The 16,321-nt window shown below is 37.7% G+C and carries 20 protein-coding genes; 10 read left to right on the top strand and 10 right to left on the bottom strand.

The annotated features are described in order from the left end of the window. Nucleotides 1–51: 51 nt before the first annotated feature. Nucleotides 52–486: a hypothetical protein gene (locus ACNQGS_RS17245; RefSeq protein WP_491488384.1), complete on the bottom strand. Its 435-nt coding sequence runs from the start codon at nt 484–486 to the stop codon at nt 52–54. A gap of 452 nt (nt 487–938) precedes the next feature. After that, nucleotides 939–1,361: a hypothetical protein gene (locus ACNQGS_RS17240; protein WP_491488383.1), complete on the bottom strand. Its 423-nt coding sequence runs from the start codon at nt 1,359–1,361 to the stop codon at nt 939–941. A gap of 343 nt (nt 1,362–1,704) precedes the next feature. Between ACNQGS_RS17240 and ACNQGS_RS17235 the strand changes: the two genes are divergently transcribed. Genes ACNQGS_RS17235 through ACNQGS_RS17225 form a run of 3 tightly spaced genes read left to right on the top strand, consistent with a single transcriptional unit; the run spans nt 1,705 to nt 4,797 of the window. Further along, entirely contained in the window at nt 1,705–2,445 is a 741-nt protein-coding gene (locus ACNQGS_RS17235) for a sulfotransferase domain-containing protein (protein WP_491488381.1), read from the top strand. 24 nt (nt 2,446–2,469) lie between these two features. After that, nucleotides 2,470–3,771, top strand: coding sequence for a glycosyltransferase family A protein (locus ACNQGS_RS17230; protein WP_491488380.1), 1,302 nt, complete (start codon nt 2,470–2,472; stop codon nt 3,769–3,771). A 30-nt stretch (nt 3,772–3,801) separates the two neighbouring features. Next, the gene (locus tag ACNQGS_RS17225; RefSeq protein ID WP_491488378.1) at nt 3,802–4,797 is read left to right on the top strand and encodes a CgeB family protein; all 996 of its coding nucleotides are present in this window, start codon (nt 3,802–3,804) and stop codon (nt 4,795–4,797) included. Between the two features lie 104 nt (nt 4,798–4,901). Here ACNQGS_RS17225 and ACNQGS_RS17220 read toward each other — a convergent pair whose 3' ends face one another. Next, nucleotides 4,902–5,564 carry a sulfotransferase family protein gene (locus ACNQGS_RS17220; RefSeq protein WP_491488377.1) on the bottom strand — a complete coding sequence of 221 codons (663 nt, stop codon included), beginning with the start codon at nt 5,562–5,564 and terminating at the stop codon, nt 4,902–4,904. Between the two features lie 221 nt (nt 5,565–5,785). Between ACNQGS_RS17220 and ACNQGS_RS17215 the strand changes: the two genes are divergently transcribed. Together ACNQGS_RS17215 and ACNQGS_RS17210 are read left to right on the top strand one after the other, a co-directional pair. Next, nucleotides 5,786–7,111 carry a hypothetical protein gene (locus ACNQGS_RS17215; RefSeq protein ID WP_491488376.1) on the top strand — a complete coding sequence of 442 codons (1,326 nt, stop codon included), beginning with the start codon at nt 5,786–5,788 and terminating at the stop codon, nt 7,109–7,111. Between the two features lie 98 nt (nt 7,112–7,209). Beyond that, nucleotides 7,210–7,413 (top strand): hypothetical protein, encoded by a 204-nt coding sequence (locus ACNQGS_RS17210; protein ID WP_491488375.1) that lies wholly within the window; start codon nt 7,210–7,212, stop codon nt 7,411–7,413. A 57-nt stretch (nt 7,414–7,470) separates the two neighbouring features. Here the strand turns inward: ACNQGS_RS17210 and ACNQGS_RS17205 are convergent, their stop codons facing one another. From ACNQGS_RS17205 to ACNQGS_RS17195, 3 genes are all read right to left on the bottom strand, one after another. Then, complete coding sequence (locus ACNQGS_RS17205) at nt 7,471–8,439, bottom strand: CgeB family protein (RefSeq protein ID WP_491488374.1); 969 nt, start codon at nt 8,437–8,439, stop codon at nt 7,471–7,473. Between the two features lie 11 nt (nt 8,440–8,450). After that, nucleotides 8,451–8,942 carry a hypothetical protein gene (locus ACNQGS_RS17200; protein WP_491488373.1) on the bottom strand — a complete coding sequence of 164 codons (492 nt, stop codon included), beginning with the start codon at nt 8,940–8,942 and terminating at the stop codon, nt 8,451–8,453. A 170-nt stretch (nt 8,943–9,112) separates the two neighbouring features. Beyond that, nucleotides 9,113–9,862: a BMQ_0737 family morphogenetic spore coat protein gene (locus tag ACNQGS_RS17195; RefSeq protein ID WP_491488372.1), complete on the bottom strand. Its 750-nt coding sequence runs from the start codon at nt 9,860–9,862 to the stop codon at nt 9,113–9,115. A 351-nt stretch (nt 9,863–10,213) separates the two neighbouring features. Between ACNQGS_RS17195 and ACNQGS_RS17190 the strand changes: the two genes are divergently transcribed. Together ACNQGS_RS17190 and ACNQGS_RS17185 are read left to right on the top strand one after the other, a co-directional pair. Next, nucleotides 10,214–11,218: a hypothetical protein gene (locus ACNQGS_RS17190; protein ID WP_491488371.1), complete on the top strand. Its 1,005-nt coding sequence runs from the start codon at nt 10,214–10,216 to the stop codon at nt 11,216–11,218. Then, on the top strand, nt 11,190–11,639 hold the full coding sequence (locus ACNQGS_RS17185) for a M67 family metallopeptidase (RefSeq protein ID WP_491488370.1): 450 nt from the start codon (nt 11,190–11,192) through the stop codon (nt 11,637–11,639). The genes ACNQGS_RS17190 and ACNQGS_RS17185 overlap by 29 nt, the downstream gene beginning before the upstream one ends. 34 nt (nt 11,640–11,673) lie before the next feature. Here ACNQGS_RS17185 and ACNQGS_RS17180 read toward each other — a convergent pair whose 3' ends face one another. Next, nucleotides 11,674–11,934 carry a hypothetical protein gene (locus ACNQGS_RS17180; RefSeq protein WP_491488369.1) on the bottom strand — a complete coding sequence of 87 codons (261 nt, stop codon included), beginning with the start codon at nt 11,932–11,934 and terminating at the stop codon, nt 11,674–11,676. A 163-nt stretch (nt 11,935–12,097) separates the two neighbouring features. Between ACNQGS_RS17180 and ACNQGS_RS17175 the strand changes: the two genes are divergently transcribed. Further along, nucleotides 12,098–12,427 (top strand): DUF1360 domain-containing protein, encoded by a 330-nt coding sequence (locus ACNQGS_RS17175; RefSeq protein WP_491488425.1) that lies wholly within the window; start codon nt 12,098–12,100, stop codon nt 12,425–12,427. Between the two features lie 260 nt (nt 12,428–12,687). Further along, nucleotides 12,688–13,488 (top strand): PHP domain-containing protein, encoded by an 801-nt coding sequence (locus tag ACNQGS_RS17170; protein WP_491488368.1) that lies wholly within the window; start codon nt 12,688–12,690, stop codon nt 13,486–13,488. A gap of 128 nt (nt 13,489–13,616) precedes the next feature. Here ACNQGS_RS17170 and ACNQGS_RS17165 read toward each other — a convergent pair whose 3' ends face one another. Both ACNQGS_RS17165 and ACNQGS_RS17160 read right to left on the bottom strand, forming a co-directional pair. Continuing rightward, on the bottom strand, nt 13,617–13,799 hold the full coding sequence (locus ACNQGS_RS17165; protein WP_491488367.1) for a hypothetical protein: 183 nt from the start codon (nt 13,797–13,799) through the stop codon (nt 13,617–13,619). Nucleotides 13,800–14,526: 727 nt separating this feature from the next. Then, nucleotides 14,527–15,375, bottom strand: a complete 849-nt coding sequence (locus ACNQGS_RS17160) for a peptidylprolyl isomerase (protein ID WP_491488366.1) — start codon at nt 15,373–15,375, stop codon at nt 14,527–14,529. 277 nt (nt 15,376–15,652) lie between these two features. Between ACNQGS_RS17160 and ACNQGS_RS17155 the strand changes: the two genes are divergently transcribed. Then, a complete protein-coding gene (locus ACNQGS_RS17155; protein WP_491488365.1) occupies nt 15,653–15,943 on the top strand; it encodes a hypothetical protein in 291 nt (96 codons plus the stop codon). A 51-nt stretch (nt 15,944–15,994) separates the two neighbouring features. Here ACNQGS_RS17155 and ACNQGS_RS17150 read toward each other — a convergent pair whose 3' ends face one another. Next, nucleotides 15,995–16,165: a DUF3896 family protein gene (locus tag ACNQGS_RS17150; RefSeq protein WP_423801206.1), complete on the bottom strand. Its 171-nt coding sequence runs from the start codon at nt 16,163–16,165 to the stop codon at nt 15,995–15,997. Nucleotides 16,166–16,321: the final 156 nt, after the last annotated feature.

Below are 16,321 nucleotides of genomic sequence, written 5' to 3'. Positions count from 1 at the left end.
GAGATTGCCTGCAAGCTAAAGAGTTTTTATTTAGGCACTTTCCAGGACCCCTTATTTTTTATAAATAGAGATGGCATCGATATCTAGGTCTTGATCGGTATTATTAGTAATGGTTAATGTGGAAGTTGCCACCTTAGCGGTAAATTCGAAGCTGAAAAAGACATAACCATTAGAAGCTACTCCCAATTTAGTTAGCGAAGCAGTAATACTACGGGTTGCGTTTCCGGATATGTCAATGTCCAAGGAGCCTGTAATTGGAGCAACAAGACCATCAAAAAATATGGCAGCTTTAAACTCATAGACTTTACCAACTTCTAATGGCCGCAGGTCCTGTGCAATAAATTCTCCTGCATTGATATCACCATTATTTAATCCATACAAAGAATCACCCGCACCTGCTTCAACAGTACCTGTACCTGTCCAAAATGGAGCCAGTGTCGCTGAGCGTTCAAATCCGCCATCTCTTACTCGATTCGTATTAGGCATCTTCATCCCCCCTTTCAAAAATTGATATGACAATACTACTCTTGATTTATGCAATTTATCTTAAGCTTCAAGAGAAACTTGTCACTATAACTTATGCTGTAATGGACAAGGTGTACTGGGTATCGATATTATCTTATAAAAATTCCACGAATTTATTATGAAACTATCACTATTAATATCAGAATTCCCTCTTCCTGATTTATTTGATAGATGAAAAAATCAGCCATGCCAGTTGCACCGCTTTCCGAAAAATAGGTATGTTAGTCCAATCACTGCCATTTCCATCTGTATAAGTTAGGTTAACGGAAACTTTGAGGGGGATGACATGCTGGCTGGATAGCGGTCGATACTAAATAAAGCTTGCAGCAATGAACTGATTTCTCAGTCTATGGCTGCAAGCAAAGTACTTGGTAAATGAAAAGCAACGGGACTCGTCCAAATTTCAAAAACGATTAAGCTTTAATAATAGATACAACATCGATTCTTAAAGGTACAGCAGTACTGTTTGTAATTGTTAATGTTGAATTTGCATCCGTCGCTGTAAAGGCAAATTCGTAGTAAGCATAATCAATAGGTCCTACAATGCGCACTGCCTGAAATTGGCGAAGCGGTTGACCTGTAATCGCAACGTCAACCGTTGCGGCAATAGCACCTGTTGAAAAAGCTGCTTGAAACTTATAAATCTTCCCAACTTCTAATGGAAGCAAAGGCTGTGAAATACTGCCTCCGGCCGGCAGGAATGCATTATTGTTTCCCAACAATTGAGTATCGCTTGCTTCAGTGATAACGCCTGGACTGCCAGACCAAAACGGAGCGACACTTGGAACGGTGGATTGTTCAAATCCGCTATTACGGACTCGGTTCACATTTGGCATGTTTTTTTATCCTCCCTTCAAAGGCGAATTACAAAGATAGTTTCGACAGTTTTTCTCTTAGGAGATCAACCTTTCAATCTTTCAAGAGAATACTGACAATATAATGTATGTTGTAATGGACAAGGTGAATTGGGCAGCAATCCTATCTTTTAAAAATTCCACGGATTCATTAATATTATGAATTCACTCTTTTTGCTTTATTTAGTAGATTCGAAAATTACTAGAATCATTTTGTCTGCCAATTCCAGTTGTATAACTTTCCAAAAACAATGTATGTTAGTCCAATCATTGTCATTTCCAGCTGAATAAGTTAGGTTAACGGAAACTTTAAGGGGGATACATGATGGCTAGAAGAAAGAAAAGGAACTTGCCTGATTTTCTCATTATCGGCACTCAAAAAGGCGGAACGACTTCCTTGTATAATTTCCTGGTTCAGCATCCATTAATACTGCCAGCAAAAAAGAAAGAAATTCATTTTTTTGATTTGAAGTATCATAAGGGAATTCAATGGTACAAAAACCAATTCCCTTCAAAAATATTAAATGGAAGGAGAGTGATCATCGGGGAGGCAACTCCAAAATATATCTATGACCCTCAGGTTCCTATCAGGGTATACCATCATATGCCGAATGTAAAAATCATTGTTCTATTAAGGAATCCAGTAGATCGTGCTTTTTCAAACTATCATATGGATCTGGATAATAAAATGCCCACACTGCTTCGTGAGAATTCCCCCCATCAGTATATGTCATTTGAAGAAGCTCTTAAGGAAAATATCGGAAAAATTTATTTATCAAAGGGGAAGTATGCAAATCAGCTGGAGCGATGGCTGAAATTGTTCCCAAGGGAACAGATACTGATTATCAAAAGTGAAACATTCTTTGCCAATCCAGCCAAAACTTTAAGTAGAGTCTACAAATTTTTGGGCATCCCCAATGTTAGACTCCGAAATTATCAACCTTACAGAAGCGGGGATTACAAAAAAATGAATCCGGAGATCCGGAAGAAACTGCTGGCATTTTTTAAGCCTCATAACGATCGGCTTAACCAGCTCCTGAATACTAACTTTAATTGGGAAACCTAGGATATTTTTAGACGGAGGCGAAACATGAAACCAATCGTATCGATTATTTTAACGAGCTATAATAAACCAAACTCTGTTGGCAAGGCAATTGAAAGTGTGATCTCCCAAACCTATACTCATTGGGAACTCTTTATTATGGATGACAACTCAAATGAGGAAACGGTTCAGACGATTTCCAGGTATCTCAATGATTCAAGGATTCGCTATTATAATAGTAAAGTTGAAGAAAGTGAAAGATATAAAACGACCAGGTATGCAACCTTAATTAATGAAGCCATTCCCAAATCCCAAGGAAAATATATTTCTTATCTAACAGATGACAACATTTATATACCGAATCGTCTTAAGATCATGGTTCAATTTTTAGAGCAAAGAAAAAATATTGATATTGTATATTCGGAGCAGCTTGTCAAAATATTCGGCAATGATGGAAAGAAAAAGAATGAAATGGTTCGCAGAACGCAAGGAATTCAGCCTAAAGCGGCAGGAAGAGTGGACCATTGCTCGGTGATGCACACGAGAAAAATAGCAGAATTGGTTTTAAAAAAGCATGGAAGCTACTGGAATGATGATCCGCAATATTGGATCAATGGGGACGCCGCCTTTTGGAACCGCCTAAATGAAATTCAACCTTTTTACCCCATTGCGCAAGTATTGGATGTCGCCTGGAAATTTCCAGAATCGTTTCAAAGATTATATGCAAACGTACCCAAAAAGCTGCCCAATGGAATCCTTGTAAGAGGGCTTTCAAATGAGATTTATTTAATTGACCAACAAAAACGCAGACAGATTTCAGAAGAAATGATAAAAAGACTAAACTATCAGGAAAACCGGGTTGTGAAAATTCCAGATCCGTTCTTATTTAAATATCCGGAAGGAGATTCAGTGGATGACATTGTTTTTGTTGATCCCGAAAAATTCCCGAACCAAAGGCTGATTAAATCGCAGGACCATCCAAATATTTACTTTCTTCAGCATAATCAAAAGTACCGGATTCCAAATGCAGCTGTTTTTAAGCAGTTCAATTTTAAACAAAATGAAATTGTGATTGTGAATGAAGAGACTCTATCAAAAATTCCTGAATCCTCTCAAAGGATTGATTCTTTGAATAATCCCAATTCCATTTTGCCTGATGGCACCTTATGGAAAAGCGGCTCTCAGTTCTACCTTAGTTTCAATAATCGCCTTCATCCCATTCCAAAAGAGGTCATCCTTCGATTAAAACTGTCTGTAAATGAGGCTGTTAGCGTCTCCCCAAGCATATTGTCCCGTTATGCCAAAGGAGAACCGTATAGCTGGGCTAAAAAATCGCTATATGAGAAATAAACCTAAAACTACTATTCTAGGAGTGAAAAGATGAGATTATTGTTTATTTCCTCTGGTACCAAAACCTTATCTTATTTAGATCCTAACATTATTTCAGCTTTTAAAGAGGTGGAAAAAAGTTCCAAAACACCTTTTAGATTTGCCTGTTACCATTCAGACCGTGAAAATATCCAAACGCTATATTTTAAAATCCAAAAATTCAGACCCAATATTATCCTATCATTAAATCGATATCTTCCGGCGGATACTCTTCTCCAATTAAAAAGATTTAATATTCCCATTGGATTATGGCTGGTAGATGACCCATATTTAATAACACATCACCTCCAAATCGCCCAGCTGTATAATTTTATCATCACGGAAGATTCCGGCTCAGTTCCTGTCTATAGCAGGAATAGAATCAAAGCGCTCCATATTCCTCTTGCAGTCAACCCGGCCTATTATTCTCCGATGGAGGTTCCTAGTAAATATCAGTATGATATTTGTTTTGTGGGCAGCGCCTTGCCGATCCGCTTAAAGATTTTTGATGAGATGGCCACGTTTTTGAAGAAGAAAAATTTCATTCTTATTGGCCGCTGGTGGGAAAAGTTAAGAAACTATGAAATGTTAAAACCCCATATTCTGAATCGGACCATCCCGCCTAATGAAGTAGCAAAATATTATAATGGAGCTAAAATTGTTTTAAATATTCATCGAACTCCAAATGACGTCAATCGGAATCCTAATAAAATTCCAGCCCATACTCCCAACAATCGTACTTTTGATATTGCAGCCTGCAAAGCCTTTCAATTGGCGACATGTCGGAAGGATTTGGAAAGGTATTTCACGCTTGACGAGGAAATGATTTGTTACCAGGGTATTCAAGATTTAAAAGATAAAATCGAATATTATCTAAGCCATGATGAAGAGCGGAAGGCTATTGCTGAAAATGCCTATCAGCGTACCTTGAAGGACCATACGTATGTCAGCCGTCTGGAAGAATTGATAGATATGCTAAAGAAAGAGATTGTTATGGTGAATAAATAGTCCACATTTCCCAACAATGACATCCTTGTTGGGAAATCGAGGAAAACAAATAAATGATAAAAATTTCAGTTTCTCGCCAAATTTAAAAAAAATGTTGAATCTGCTTAAAACTTTTTTAATGTTAAATCGAGAAATTGCTGAACTTTATCAAGATTAGCATGCGGAGGGCTGCCAATCCTTTGATTCACTTTGTTTACAAAGGGCTTGGGATCTCCTAATAGGTCCTGATAGGACACATCAATGATCTTTTCCGCAGGGATCCCGTAGGTATGCCTGTAATGATATAAGTTTTTTAAATAAGGATTCAGGATTTGCGTTGCCAGACCAATTCCATTGTGATCCCGATTTGCTAATGAACGTACAGAAGCATCAAAGGGCCGATGAACAAAAACATAGGTGATGTCTGCTGCTTCTTCTAAATATGGCTTCCAAACTTCGAACGTTAACAATGCACGCGGGTCTTTCAGTCCCCAAATGGGTTGACGGTTGTTTCTAATAAATGTCAGAAGCTTTATTGCCGGGAAATTCGCTGCTGCCATTTTTTCACGGCTGGGCGGTTTGTTCCATGCACTGCCGACACTGTGGAGAATCTCTTGGTTTAATTGGACAAATTCAATATTCTCATAATGCCCTTTTTGATTGTACTGGGTGGCAGGCAAAAGTTTATCACCCATATGAATTCCTAATAAATGCAAAACACCTGCCGTTGCACTCGATCCCGAACGGTGAAGGCATAAAACAAGAAATAGCTTGCTTTTATCTTCCAAATGTAACAACTCCTTCTATCGTAAACAATTAATTTATTCTATTCGGCGAATCCTATGTCCTGTTCCTGTATGTTCGTGAATTCCTTTCCATTGTATGTAAATCATGGTGGGATATGATTGCTGCTGGTAAATTTACGATATTAATTCCTTTTGTCACACGTTTTAGATTGAAGCATAAACTAAAAAAAGGAAATAGGCGATTGACCTAGGGGGCGGAAATCATGACGAGTGCAAGTCAGCTTGAAAGACTTACCCATGTACAGTTAATCCAGAAGATTATCCATCTTGAGTCGGAGCTTGCTCATTGCAATATGAAAAAGGAACAAAACGAAGACCAGTATAAAAAACAAATGCGATTATTAATACGACAAAACGAAAGTATGAAGAGTCAACTTCAGGAAATGTTAGAAGAAAAGGAGTCATACGAAACGGAAAGGGATGAACTCATCAGAGATTATAATGAGCTGATGCAACAAAAAGGTGCTTTTGAGAATCTAGGTGCGGATTGGCAAAGGGATAATGATTTTCAAGAAATTATTACGCAGAATGAAGCCTATGCAAGTGAAAATGCTGTGCTACAACAGCTTGTAGATGAGTTAAAAATGGAAATAGCCGTTTATAAAGTAAAAGAAGAAAGTCTCTTTATGGAATGGCTAAATTTACAATCGCAACCGAACGAGGGAAATCATTCTTATGAAGAAAAAATTTCCAACTTGGAACAAGAAAATGCTTCATTACAAGAGAAAATTCACCAATTAACAGAACAAAAATTAACAGATGATAAACGGTTTGATAACATTAATGCAAACTTGAACGAGGTGTTCAAAGAGACAAAGCAGTTAGTCAGTATGACTTCGTCTTTAAAACAGCAGTTGGAAGCAAAAATAATGGAGCTTAGCCAATTAAAGAAGGAAAAACAGATTCTAATAGTACAAGTAAGTCAGTTGAAGGATCTTTATGAGAATTCGGAGATAAAAAATGCTGAGCTTGAAAGCACTGTAGAATCGTTGAAAGCAGATTTCCTTACCGCCAAACATTTTTTGGCTCGTTTGGAACAATTTGAATCGGAAAACCGCCAATTAAAAGAGGAATTGAGAACCATCATGGAAGAAATGGAGCAGTTAACCAAGCAGTATGATTCAGACAAACAAGCCTGCTTGGCTGATCTTTATGAACTTCAGAAAGAAATGGAGAAATACAAACAAAAGGCTGACCAATTTGATCAAGAAAAAGAAGTATGGACCAAAGAAATTGAAGGGTTAAATAGTAAATTGGCACAAACCAAGGAACACCTCGGTAGAATCGAAGAATTGGGAAAAGGAAACACCATGACGGATCAACAGGCAAATTTACAAAATATCACAATGCAGCAAATGGAGTGGTTTCACCGGATTAAGTCACAGGAATATAACACCATGGAATCGGCCACTCAAAAAAAGAAGCCTGCCCCACCAGCGGATTTTTACACTTTAAAAAGGAAGGCAGATCAATCCATCAATGCTTCTTCCATATACACGGTGCAAAAAAAAACTAGTAATAATGGATAAGAGCGGAATAAGTGTCATTTATCATAAATGGGGTACACCCTCATTGAAGTATAAACATATACTTTTAAGGAATCTATAAATGCAGGGAGGAAGTTATTTTGAAAAGACAACAAGGCCTGCAAATCATTACAGGATCTTTATCTACGGAACAACCTCCGCAATCAGGTCTTTATCTCGGAAATAAGATAAACAAAAGCGGTAATAGTTTTTCGGCACACGGTGGAGCCGTCTATACGAAGCGGCAAAAAAATGGCTGCGGCTGTGGCGGAAAAGTGGTAAAACAAAAGGAATGGAAAAAATGAAAGAAGGCTGCTAATGGTTCCGCAGCCTTCTTTTTCATATCGGATTTTTTATAAAAATTAGGTGGTTCCACCTATAAGAGAAATCATTTCTTCAATTCGTTTTTCAAACGTATGATCTTTCAAGACCCGTTCTCTTGCCCTGTTAGCCATTTCATTTCTAGCTTCCTCTTCATTCATATACTTATGGATTGCATCAAGCAGTTGGCTGCCGCCCTTAAAAGAAACAATTTCTTCCCCATCAATAAAGTGGGCATTTAGATCCTCTTTAAACTCAATTAATTGAAATGCCGCACAGGCTGCTAAATCAAATGTCCGATTGTTGATGCTTTTGCCGACAATCCCAAACTGGTTCATGTTTTGCTGAAGATTAAAGGGGCGATGAGTATTAAGAACGATTTTCGCGCCATTATAATATTCCGAGACTATTTTCGGATCAACCCAGCCCTCATGAATCGTTAGATTAGGGTTTTTTTGTACCTTATACAGGGCATGTTTCCATTTGCCAACCACTTTAATCTTGTAAGAGGTTTTTTGCAAAAGAAGCTGAACGTCTCTTACTCTTTGAGGGTAAGGAAATCCGACAATACATATATCACTCTTATACTTTTGATGAACCTGTTTTGGAAAAAATACTTCCGGAGAGGTAGCAAGCGACAATTGATAGGCATGTTCGTGGCCTTTGTTTTTATAAAAATCAACAGCAGCTGAATCGATTGAAAACACATAATCATAAACCCTGGAAAGGGCAGCTGTCCGATCCATATAATAGGGATCCTCTGTAAACCATACGGCAGTTTTAATATGCTGTTGTTTGAACCATTGCACCAAATTTATCGGCAATTTAAAGCCTACAAGGGTTAAAACGACATCAGGTTTAAATAATTGAACAATCTGCTTTAACTCTGTTGCCCCCTTATACATTTGGGAAAACTTTATTTCATGATTCTTATTTAATTCCTTTAAGATGCATTCTTCAAACCAGTCATAAACACCTCGGTAAGCCGACGAGATAAACAGGATTTTCATAATGGAATCACCTAAAAGTTCATGGTTATTTTATTCAAAGCTGCCGTTCCATTTTTTATTTCATCAAAATAGCAAAAACCTTCAATATTGATATATTTTTCCTTTTGTGACAAGGAAAAGCGAAGTTCATTGGCGAAGGCGACGCTCTCGCCACTCCTTAACTGGCTGATTCCTGTTGGCTTGAGCCAATGCTCTCCGCTTTCTGAACTTTTTTCTTTCCAATCGTTATCAATATATTCCCAAGCGCCGCTGTTCGACCCGTCAATCATAAGGGCTGTATGTGTAAACGAACCAATTTTGCCTCCTAGCCCTATGCCATGCGGAGGATTTATTCGTATACAGATGACCGGGTTGTTCAATGTGGTTATTCCTGTATTTTTAATGATATAGTTGCCCATTATAAGCACTTCTTGTTCTTCCTCTTCTCTGTCTGGCAGCAATACCGTATAGCTGAACCAGGACTGGCTTTCCACTCGGTCTGATTCTTTTTTCTTCCAAAACAAATTTCAATCCTCCTCTCCAATTCCCAAATTCTTCTTTACATTGTATGTGATTGGCAGATTTAAATGATTGGGAAGCCTATCCAAATTCGAATAATTGACTTTTGAAAAAAACAACAGAGAGGAGTTTTCTTCTCCTCTCTGTCCTAAGATGATTCTTCTTATGATACTCGTTATAAAGTCGGACTTGGTGTAACCGGTGGAAAAATGGTCGGACATTGCGGTGGAAATGCAAGCGGCGGGCACACGAACGGCAGTTCAGGGCGCGGCGCACAGAATTCTGCAGTGATTTCCAACTTTACTAAGGCTTCCATTTGGATGTTTTGGCACATATTGATTGAAATATCCAGCTGCTGGAATTGAGATGTTCCAGGTGATGGGCCTTGGCGGCAAATTAAGCTTGCGTCACATTCGAAATCGGTAATTTCGCATTGCAGGAATGTTCCTGGAGGAGCGCAAAGGAAGAACTTCTCAGCCACTGCAAATGGAATTGGCAATGTTGTACATTGCAGCCCTTGAGGGTTCGTGACGCGTACGACGACAAATCCTTTCTTTAATACTTTTACTTTTTGCAGCGTAACGGTCTCACCGTTTGGAAGGGTGAAAGTTCCGCTTGCCCGGCCTTCAGGCTGAGCAATTTCTTGGCAAAGAATGGAACCAGGTGCTAGCGGGTCTACCGGATTACCAGCTTCATCTGTTACGAAACAATCCACTGTAAAGGTAGGACCAAGGATTGCACAAGGGTCATCGGATCCTGGAGTAGGGGTTACACCTCCCGGGCAATCAAAGAATAGAGTAGCACCCAGATCACTTGCGTTGAAGGAGATCAGTGGTACATCAGATTGGCGGGTAACCCAATCGTATACTTTGTTTACTTTAATACAAAGCGTTTCTTGCCCGCCTTTTACTGACCGAACATCCATGAAAAAACCATCCTCTCATTTATTTAATAATATTGGCTGATGCCTACTGCTATACTATGCGATTATCCTAATGGTGTGATAGGCAAATGTGTAATTTTGATTTAGCCGGGAATTGCAACCCGAACAGTCGGCCCATTGATAATATATTCCCGACCTAAGAGAAGGTTCGAAAATAATCAGATATAGGCTCAATGAATTATGAGGGATTACACGGGGAGTGGCGGATTACTCATGAGGCCTCAAAATTTTTAGAAAATCAGGAACAAATACACTACAAAAGCGTATCTTAACTACAGAAGTTTCCTTATTGGAAAAGTCTTTTTTTAAAAAACTTTAGAGAAGGAGATGCTCATGCAAGAAATAGTGGAGTTAAACGACGACATTGAAATTGAAAAGACCGTTGAACCCAAAAATGAGCTTGAGAATCAGATTGAAATTATGAGAACTGATTTAATCAATGCTCAAAGAGCCTTATCACGGCTAGAACAATTCGAAACGGAAAAGCTTCGATTGAAGGAGGATCTGGAAGTAAAAATAGAAGAATTTAATATGTTAACTGAACATTACCAGCATGAAAAGGAAAATTACCTGCATGTTCTGGAGCATATTCAAGACCAGGTAAACATCTACAAGGAACATTCTCAAAAGTTTGACACAGAAAAAGGATCATGGTCCAAACAAATTGATGAATTAAAATCAGAATTAATGCAGACGAAAGCAACGCTTGTTAAGAAGGAAGAGCTTGAACAAAAAAATGCACAGCTACAGGCTGAATTGCAGACAAAAGAAATGGAAATGTACCGATTGAAAAAAGACAACGAACGCGCTCTTGCCCAGCAACTCGAACAATTTAAAGTAGAGATGAAAATGCATCAGGACAAGATTGCCCAATATGAGAAAGATCGAGAAATTTGGGAAAAACAAATGAAACAAATGAAGACTCAATTTGCCGGTTTGGAAGCAAATTTGGAAGAAAAGGAAAATTTTATCAAGCAATTCATCAAACAGCCGTTATCTTCGTCCACTCCTTATGTGCAATCTTCCAACGAGCAGTTTTTGCAAACACAAATACAGCCGCAAACACAATCTCAGCCGCAAACACAATCACTACCGCAGCTCCAATCTAAATCTGAAGAGGCTCCCGCCGCACAAAACAGACCATCAATACAGTCTAGTCCACAATCTTCAGATTGGTTATTACGTATGATGAACATGCAGGCCGGAGCAAATCAACAAAGTCCCAAAAACCCAAAAAGCAGTTCTTCATCGATTGACTTTTTCACATTGCGCAGCAAAACAACCCAGGCAGCAGTTTCCGGTCCCAGTTATGGAGGCCAATGGGGCTGGGAATCGTAATGATGAAAAGAGTACAGAATATTTTAAAATAAAAAAATCAGTCTTTCATGAGATGATTCACTATTGCAGCCGCAGTCTTCCTATTGAGGCCTGCGGGTTATTATCCGGGCAAAAGGGAGACGGGGAGACAATATGGAAAATCGTAAATGAATCCCAAAGTCCCAATCGATTTTATATGTCAAAAGAATCGATTCGGGAAGCTGTAGAGAAAATGGAAGAACAAAATGAACAGCTTACCGCGATTTTTCATTCACACCCGACGACACAGGCGGTTCCGTCCACACATGACATTCAAAATAATCCTTATCATGAATTGGCCTATTTGATTGTTTCCTTTTTTAAAGGAAAAGTGGAAGTGGGTTGTTTTAAAACAGATGGTAAAACAGCAATCCCTTTAAATTTGATTATTGAAGATGAATAAAAAAACGGCGTCATTTAGAACGCCGTTTTTCTATTTATATGGAAATATCAAGTTCATTTTGATAGCAACAAAACTTAAATTTTTCACCGCTTCCACACCGGCATGGTTTGTATAATTGTTCTCGCATTTTGGCCTTTACGGCTTTTTTTAATTGGGAAATTTCCAAGTACGGTCTCATACGGATCATGGCATAGATGCCGTAATCCTGACAGATTTTCGTTATCTGTGCTGCTTGAAGCTCAGTGACAACAGAACAAACAAGCGGCTTGTTTTCTGAAAGTTTGGTTTGTTCCATAAACACACATTCTCCTCTCCAAAAAATAATACTACATCATACGTTTAATATTCTTATCTGGAACCACAAAAGAGGAGGTTGAAATCACAAGCACAATTACAATACCCAAACATACAATGTATCGTATTCCATTGAACGAAAGAGGTGAAATTACTTGTTTCACGTGGGATGGATTGACTTCGTTATTCTTATTCTCGCAGCCTTCCGTTTAACCCATCTGATTGTGTATGACCGGATCACTGCTTTTATCCGAAATCCTTTCATATTAGTCACCGTCGTTGAAAATGATGAGGGACAGTTAATGGAAAATTACGAAATAAAGGGGACAGGAATACGTCATTTTATAGGAACCCTATTAAGCTGCTATTGGTGTGTCGGAATCTGGATCGCAGCCGCGGTTGTATTGATCTATTTATATTTTCCAATCTCTTTTCCAGTTTTTCTTATTTTGGCCGTTTCCGGAGCAGCGGCAGTCATTGAATCCAAAGTTTAATCAACCGAGTATGAAGGTTAATGATACTTATTATTTATACCATATTTCGATGTAATCTGGCCTTTCAAAAAAAGAGGAAAGAGGAGAAGACCTCTTTCCAAATCCTCTGATAATGAGGGGAATTCATGGATTATTATAATATATGTTTTACATGTCTTTATATGTAGTGAACTTGTCTAGAGAAGGCAAATCTTTTGTATAACGATTTGATCTAGAAATGGAAAAGAAAGATGAACAATTAATTAACGGGTGATTTTTTTATGGATATTAATGCAGTAATAAAAAACGGAAATTTCGATCTTCATTTGCATACAACTGCCTCAGATGGAACTTATTCGCCGTTTGAAGTAGTAAAGGCGGCATTTGAAAAAAAGCTGACAACCATATCCATAACGGATCATGATACACTCGCAGGTTTAAAAGAAGCAACGGCGGCGGGACTTCACTTTGGAATCGAGATAATTCCGGGAGTAGAGCTTACAACGAAATATAAAGAAAAGACCATCGACATTCTGGGGTATGGTATCCAATTAGGTAATGAACTAAAAAATGTTCTGGAAAAAATTGTTCTAATTAGGAAATCTCGGGCAATTCAAATTATTGAAAAGTTTACAAGTTTGGGTATGTCTATCACGATTGAAGATGTTAAAAAACATGCTAAAGGGGACGTTATTGCACGTCCCCATATTGCTAGAGCTATTGTGGAGAAGGGATATATAAAAAGCGTGCAAACAGTTTTTGATCATTATTTGGCACACGGAAAACCGTGTAATATTGAAAAATATAATCTTTCCCTAAAAGAAGGGATTAATCTATTGCATCGTGCGGGAGGGATAGCCGTACTTGCACATCCAAAGTTAATTCAAGACGATCAATTGGTGCATGAAATACTTCAATTTCCTTTTGATGGGATTGAGGTATGGCATCGTAAACATCTATCCGAAGATGTTAGGAGATATAAACAAATTGCTAATGAAAAAGGTTTAATCATGACAGGTGGATCTGATTTTCATAAAGATGATGACAATCTAGGTCAATTTGGTTTTAAGAGGATTGATTAGGCATGTAGATGCACATTAATTAAAGAAATATCACGTCTGCTAGTAGGAAAAAGTATCCTCGAAAAATAAATTTGGTCAAATATTAATATAGTTAAAAGCCACGCAAAAAAACGTGGCTTTTAACTATATCAGACTCTTTTCTTCCAAAATGGTAGTATATTAGAAGAAATTTCTTTGTTATTGTTTCTTCTCAGCTCTTCAATATATTCGCCAATCTCGTCATAATAGTATTCTGGTACAAGTAATACCTTTCCAGCCCCTTCTATATAACGGACTTCCCAGAAAGATTTATCTTCTTTTACATTTAACATTTATTTCTCCTCCTGACGAATAGTAATTAAATTATCATTAAACAGTCTATATACAAATATTATGTTTTATTACATTTGATATTGCCTTTTCGGATAATTTATTTTAAAGATTTCTAACATAAGAATCATGTCCTCTTTTTTTGGGTCCTTTTTAAAGATTGTAAATAGAAATATTGGTCCATATCATGCCTTACCAGTAAGCATATCCAGTCCTTTGGGTAAATCTACGGATGTACGAATTAACTCGTTCAAACGGGTTTGGCTGGGAATGTGAGTGATTCAATGATAGCTCTCGGGGAAGTTTTTAATTAACCATAACCCAAGCAGAGAGTTTAACAAGGTTTCTCTCCCAGGAGCAACCTGGCAATTTTCCAACACAGTGGTTCTTGGGCAAGTATTATCTAATTAAAAATATAAGGGAACCTGTAAAAGTTTTGAATAGATTCCCTCATTTATATAAATTTTGCTATACATCTCAAAAGGGATGGGGCTCACTTCAAGTAGGCCCTCTAATTTATGGATATCCAGCTTTTCGCCAGGCAGATATTTTCGAGCGTCGGCAAGATTGGAAAGACGACATTGTAGAAGGTGTTTGTCCATTATTGTTTGCAGAACTCATTGTCGTTTGCTTTCTTATCCTTTTTCCATCGTTGGTATTAGTTCCATTGGAATGGTTAACATAATAAAAAAGCCGAAAGCATTCTCGACTTTTTAATAAGGAAAATCTTTATTGAACAGCTGTTGCAGAGAACTCCGCAGCAGCTTTTAAATCTTTATCAGAAATGCTGACATCTGCCTTTTTGAACTCGTCTTTTAACACTTTAACAATCTGATCCTGTGTGACTTTTGATTGCTTTACCTGTTCGGTAAGGGTTTTTTTCATTTCCTCGTATGATTTTTTCTCCTTTTTATCAGTTACCTGGATGATATGGTATCCGTAGGAGGATTTGATTGGGTCACTGATTTGATTCTTTTCTAAAGCATAGGCTGCCTTTTCAAAGTCGGGGTCCATGACGCCGGTGCCAAACCAGCCAAGGTCGCCGCCTTTGGAGGCAGTGGCAGTATCCTCTGATTCCTTCGCTAAATCTTCAAACTTAGCTCCAGACTTGAGTTTCGCTGCAATTTCATTTGCTTTTGCTTCATCGCTCACTAAAATATGCCGGGCATGAATTTCCGGTTTGTAATCATCGTATGCCTGCTTCAGTTCTTTATCCGTTACCTTAAGGGTTTTAAACACTGCCTTTTGTTCCAGCAGATTTAGCTTTACAGAGTTTCGGTAGTCGTTTTCGTCTTTAAAGCCATATTGCTGAAGGGTGGAGAGAAATGAATCACCAATCTGCTCCTTTGTTTTATTCACTTGGGCGTCCACTTCAGACTTAGAAACGGAATAGTTTTTTGCCAGCACTTTTTCCACTGCAAGCTGCTGAAGGGTTTGTGTTCCATATTTGTCTTTCATCGCTTGATATAATTCATCCTGAGAGATGTTTCCTGCGTCGGATTTCATGATGGCACTGCTGCTGCAGCCTGCCAAAGCCAAAGCGCCAACCATAAATCCTGAAAGAATCCATTTTTTCAATTATTTCACTCCTAAATTTTTAGCTAGTAAGAAGTATAAACTTTCTGTCGAAAGCTTTATACTTTCTTAACGCATAAATTCAACTACGCCTCTGTCTTCGTCCTAACGGACTCGCCAATTGGCGAGTTTTCATTTATAAAATCTATGGTACAGAATGAATATGAATAAAAAATGAACAAGCTAAGAACAATTGTAGAAAAAATGGAAAGCGGCCGGAAGAAACGATAAAATATATTTTATTTCCGCTAATTAAGAAAGGATGTCACATGTGTCAATTTTGTCTTCACTTCTTTATACGCTAGTAGTCGGAGCCATTTTCGTGTATGTATTCATTTTTTTATATGATGTGTTTTATGGAGAAAAACAAGAGAAGCAGGAAAAGAAAATACGGAAATATTATAAAAACGAATCCATCCAAAAGATTGATCTGGTTGAACATCAGCCGCGTAAATATACGATTTATCAACTTAAAACAGATAAGGAAACAAGAAGGGTTAAATTAAAGCCTGGGTATAAAGTGGTGAAATTGGTACCGAAGGAAAAGAAAATTAATAAAAAAAGCAACTAACCGTCATGGCAGTTGCTTTTGAACTAACATTAAGATTTATAGATGAGGATGTTACCCTCGGGCGTAATGATTCATATCGGTTAATTCAATAATATAGTTGTAGTTATCAATGGAATGAAGAAGAGTTTCTTTTTCCTCCTTTGATAGTTGAAGATTCTCCAATCTTTTCTCTAAATTATGTTTTGAAGCTTCTAATTTTTCCTTTACTTCTAGGTAGTTCATAACTAAGAACTCCTTTCTATTAGAAAAAGTTATTGAAACTTATGAGATGTTTGAAATCGCTTTCCTTTATATTTTTATTATAATATGATTATCCACCTTACTATTGTTAGATATGTTATGAATTTATGACATTTGGGAAGATGCAAAAAAGGACTG

This window comes from Neobacillus sp. PVCKKU3, assembly GCF_058323225.1.
The sequence above is the reverse complement of the archived record's forward strand: the minus strand, read 5'-3'. Positions and strand labels throughout refer to the sequence as shown.

What these genes read in the sequence shown, in the direction of transcription:
- ACNQGS_RS17165 (WP_491488367.1), bottom strand. Translation starts at nt 13,799, where the DNA reads ATGTTAAATGTAAAAGAAGATAAATCTTTCTGGGAAGTCCGTTATATA.
- ACNQGS_RS17185 (WP_491488370.1), top strand. Translation starts at nt 11,190, where the DNA reads ATGGAGGCCAATGGGGCTGGGAATCGTAATGATGAAAAGAGTACAGAA.
- ACNQGS_RS17150 (WP_423801206.1), bottom strand. Translation starts at nt 16,165, where the DNA reads ATGAACTACCTAGAAGTAAAGGAAAAATTAGAAGCTTCAAAACATAAT.
- ACNQGS_RS17205 (WP_491488374.1), bottom strand. Translation starts at nt 8,439, where the DNA reads ATGAAAATCCTGTTTATCTCGTCGGCTTACCGAGGTGTTTATGACTGG.
- ACNQGS_RS17230 (WP_491488380.1), top strand. Translation starts at nt 2,470, where the DNA reads ATGAAACCAATCGTATCGATTATTTTAACGAGCTATAATAAACCAAAC.
- ACNQGS_RS17235 (WP_491488381.1), top strand. Translation starts at nt 1,705, where the DNA reads ATGGCTAGAAGAAAGAAAAGGAACTTGCCTGATTTTCTCATTATCGGC.
- ACNQGS_RS17170 (WP_491488368.1), top strand. Translation starts at nt 12,688, where the DNA reads ATGGATATTAATGCAGTAATAAAAAACGGAAATTTCGATCTTCATTTG.
- ACNQGS_RS17245 (WP_491488384.1), bottom strand. Translation starts at nt 486, where the DNA reads ATGCCTAATACGAATCGAGTAAGAGATGGCGGATTTGAACGCTCAGCG.
- ACNQGS_RS17180 (WP_491488369.1), bottom strand. Translation starts at nt 11,934, where the DNA reads ATGGAACAAACCAAACTTTCAGAAAACAAGCCGCTTGTTTGTTCTGTT.
- ACNQGS_RS17225 (WP_491488378.1), top strand. Translation starts at nt 3,802, where the DNA reads ATGAGATTATTGTTTATTTCCTCTGGTACCAAAACCTTATCTTATTTA.
- ACNQGS_RS17215 (WP_491488376.1), top strand. Translation starts at nt 5,786, where the DNA reads ATGACGAGTGCAAGTCAGCTTGAAAGACTTACCCATGTACAGTTAATC.
- ACNQGS_RS17195 (WP_491488372.1), bottom strand. Translation starts at nt 9,862, where the DNA reads ATGGATGTTCGGTCAGTAAAAGGCGGGCAAGAAACGCTTTGTATTAAA.
- ACNQGS_RS17190 (WP_491488371.1), top strand. Translation starts at nt 10,214, where the DNA reads ATGCAAGAAATAGTGGAGTTAAACGACGACATTGAAATTGAAAAGACC.
- ACNQGS_RS17240 (WP_491488383.1), bottom strand. Translation starts at nt 1,361, where the DNA reads ATGCCAAATGTGAACCGAGTCCGTAATAGCGGATTTGAACAATCCACC.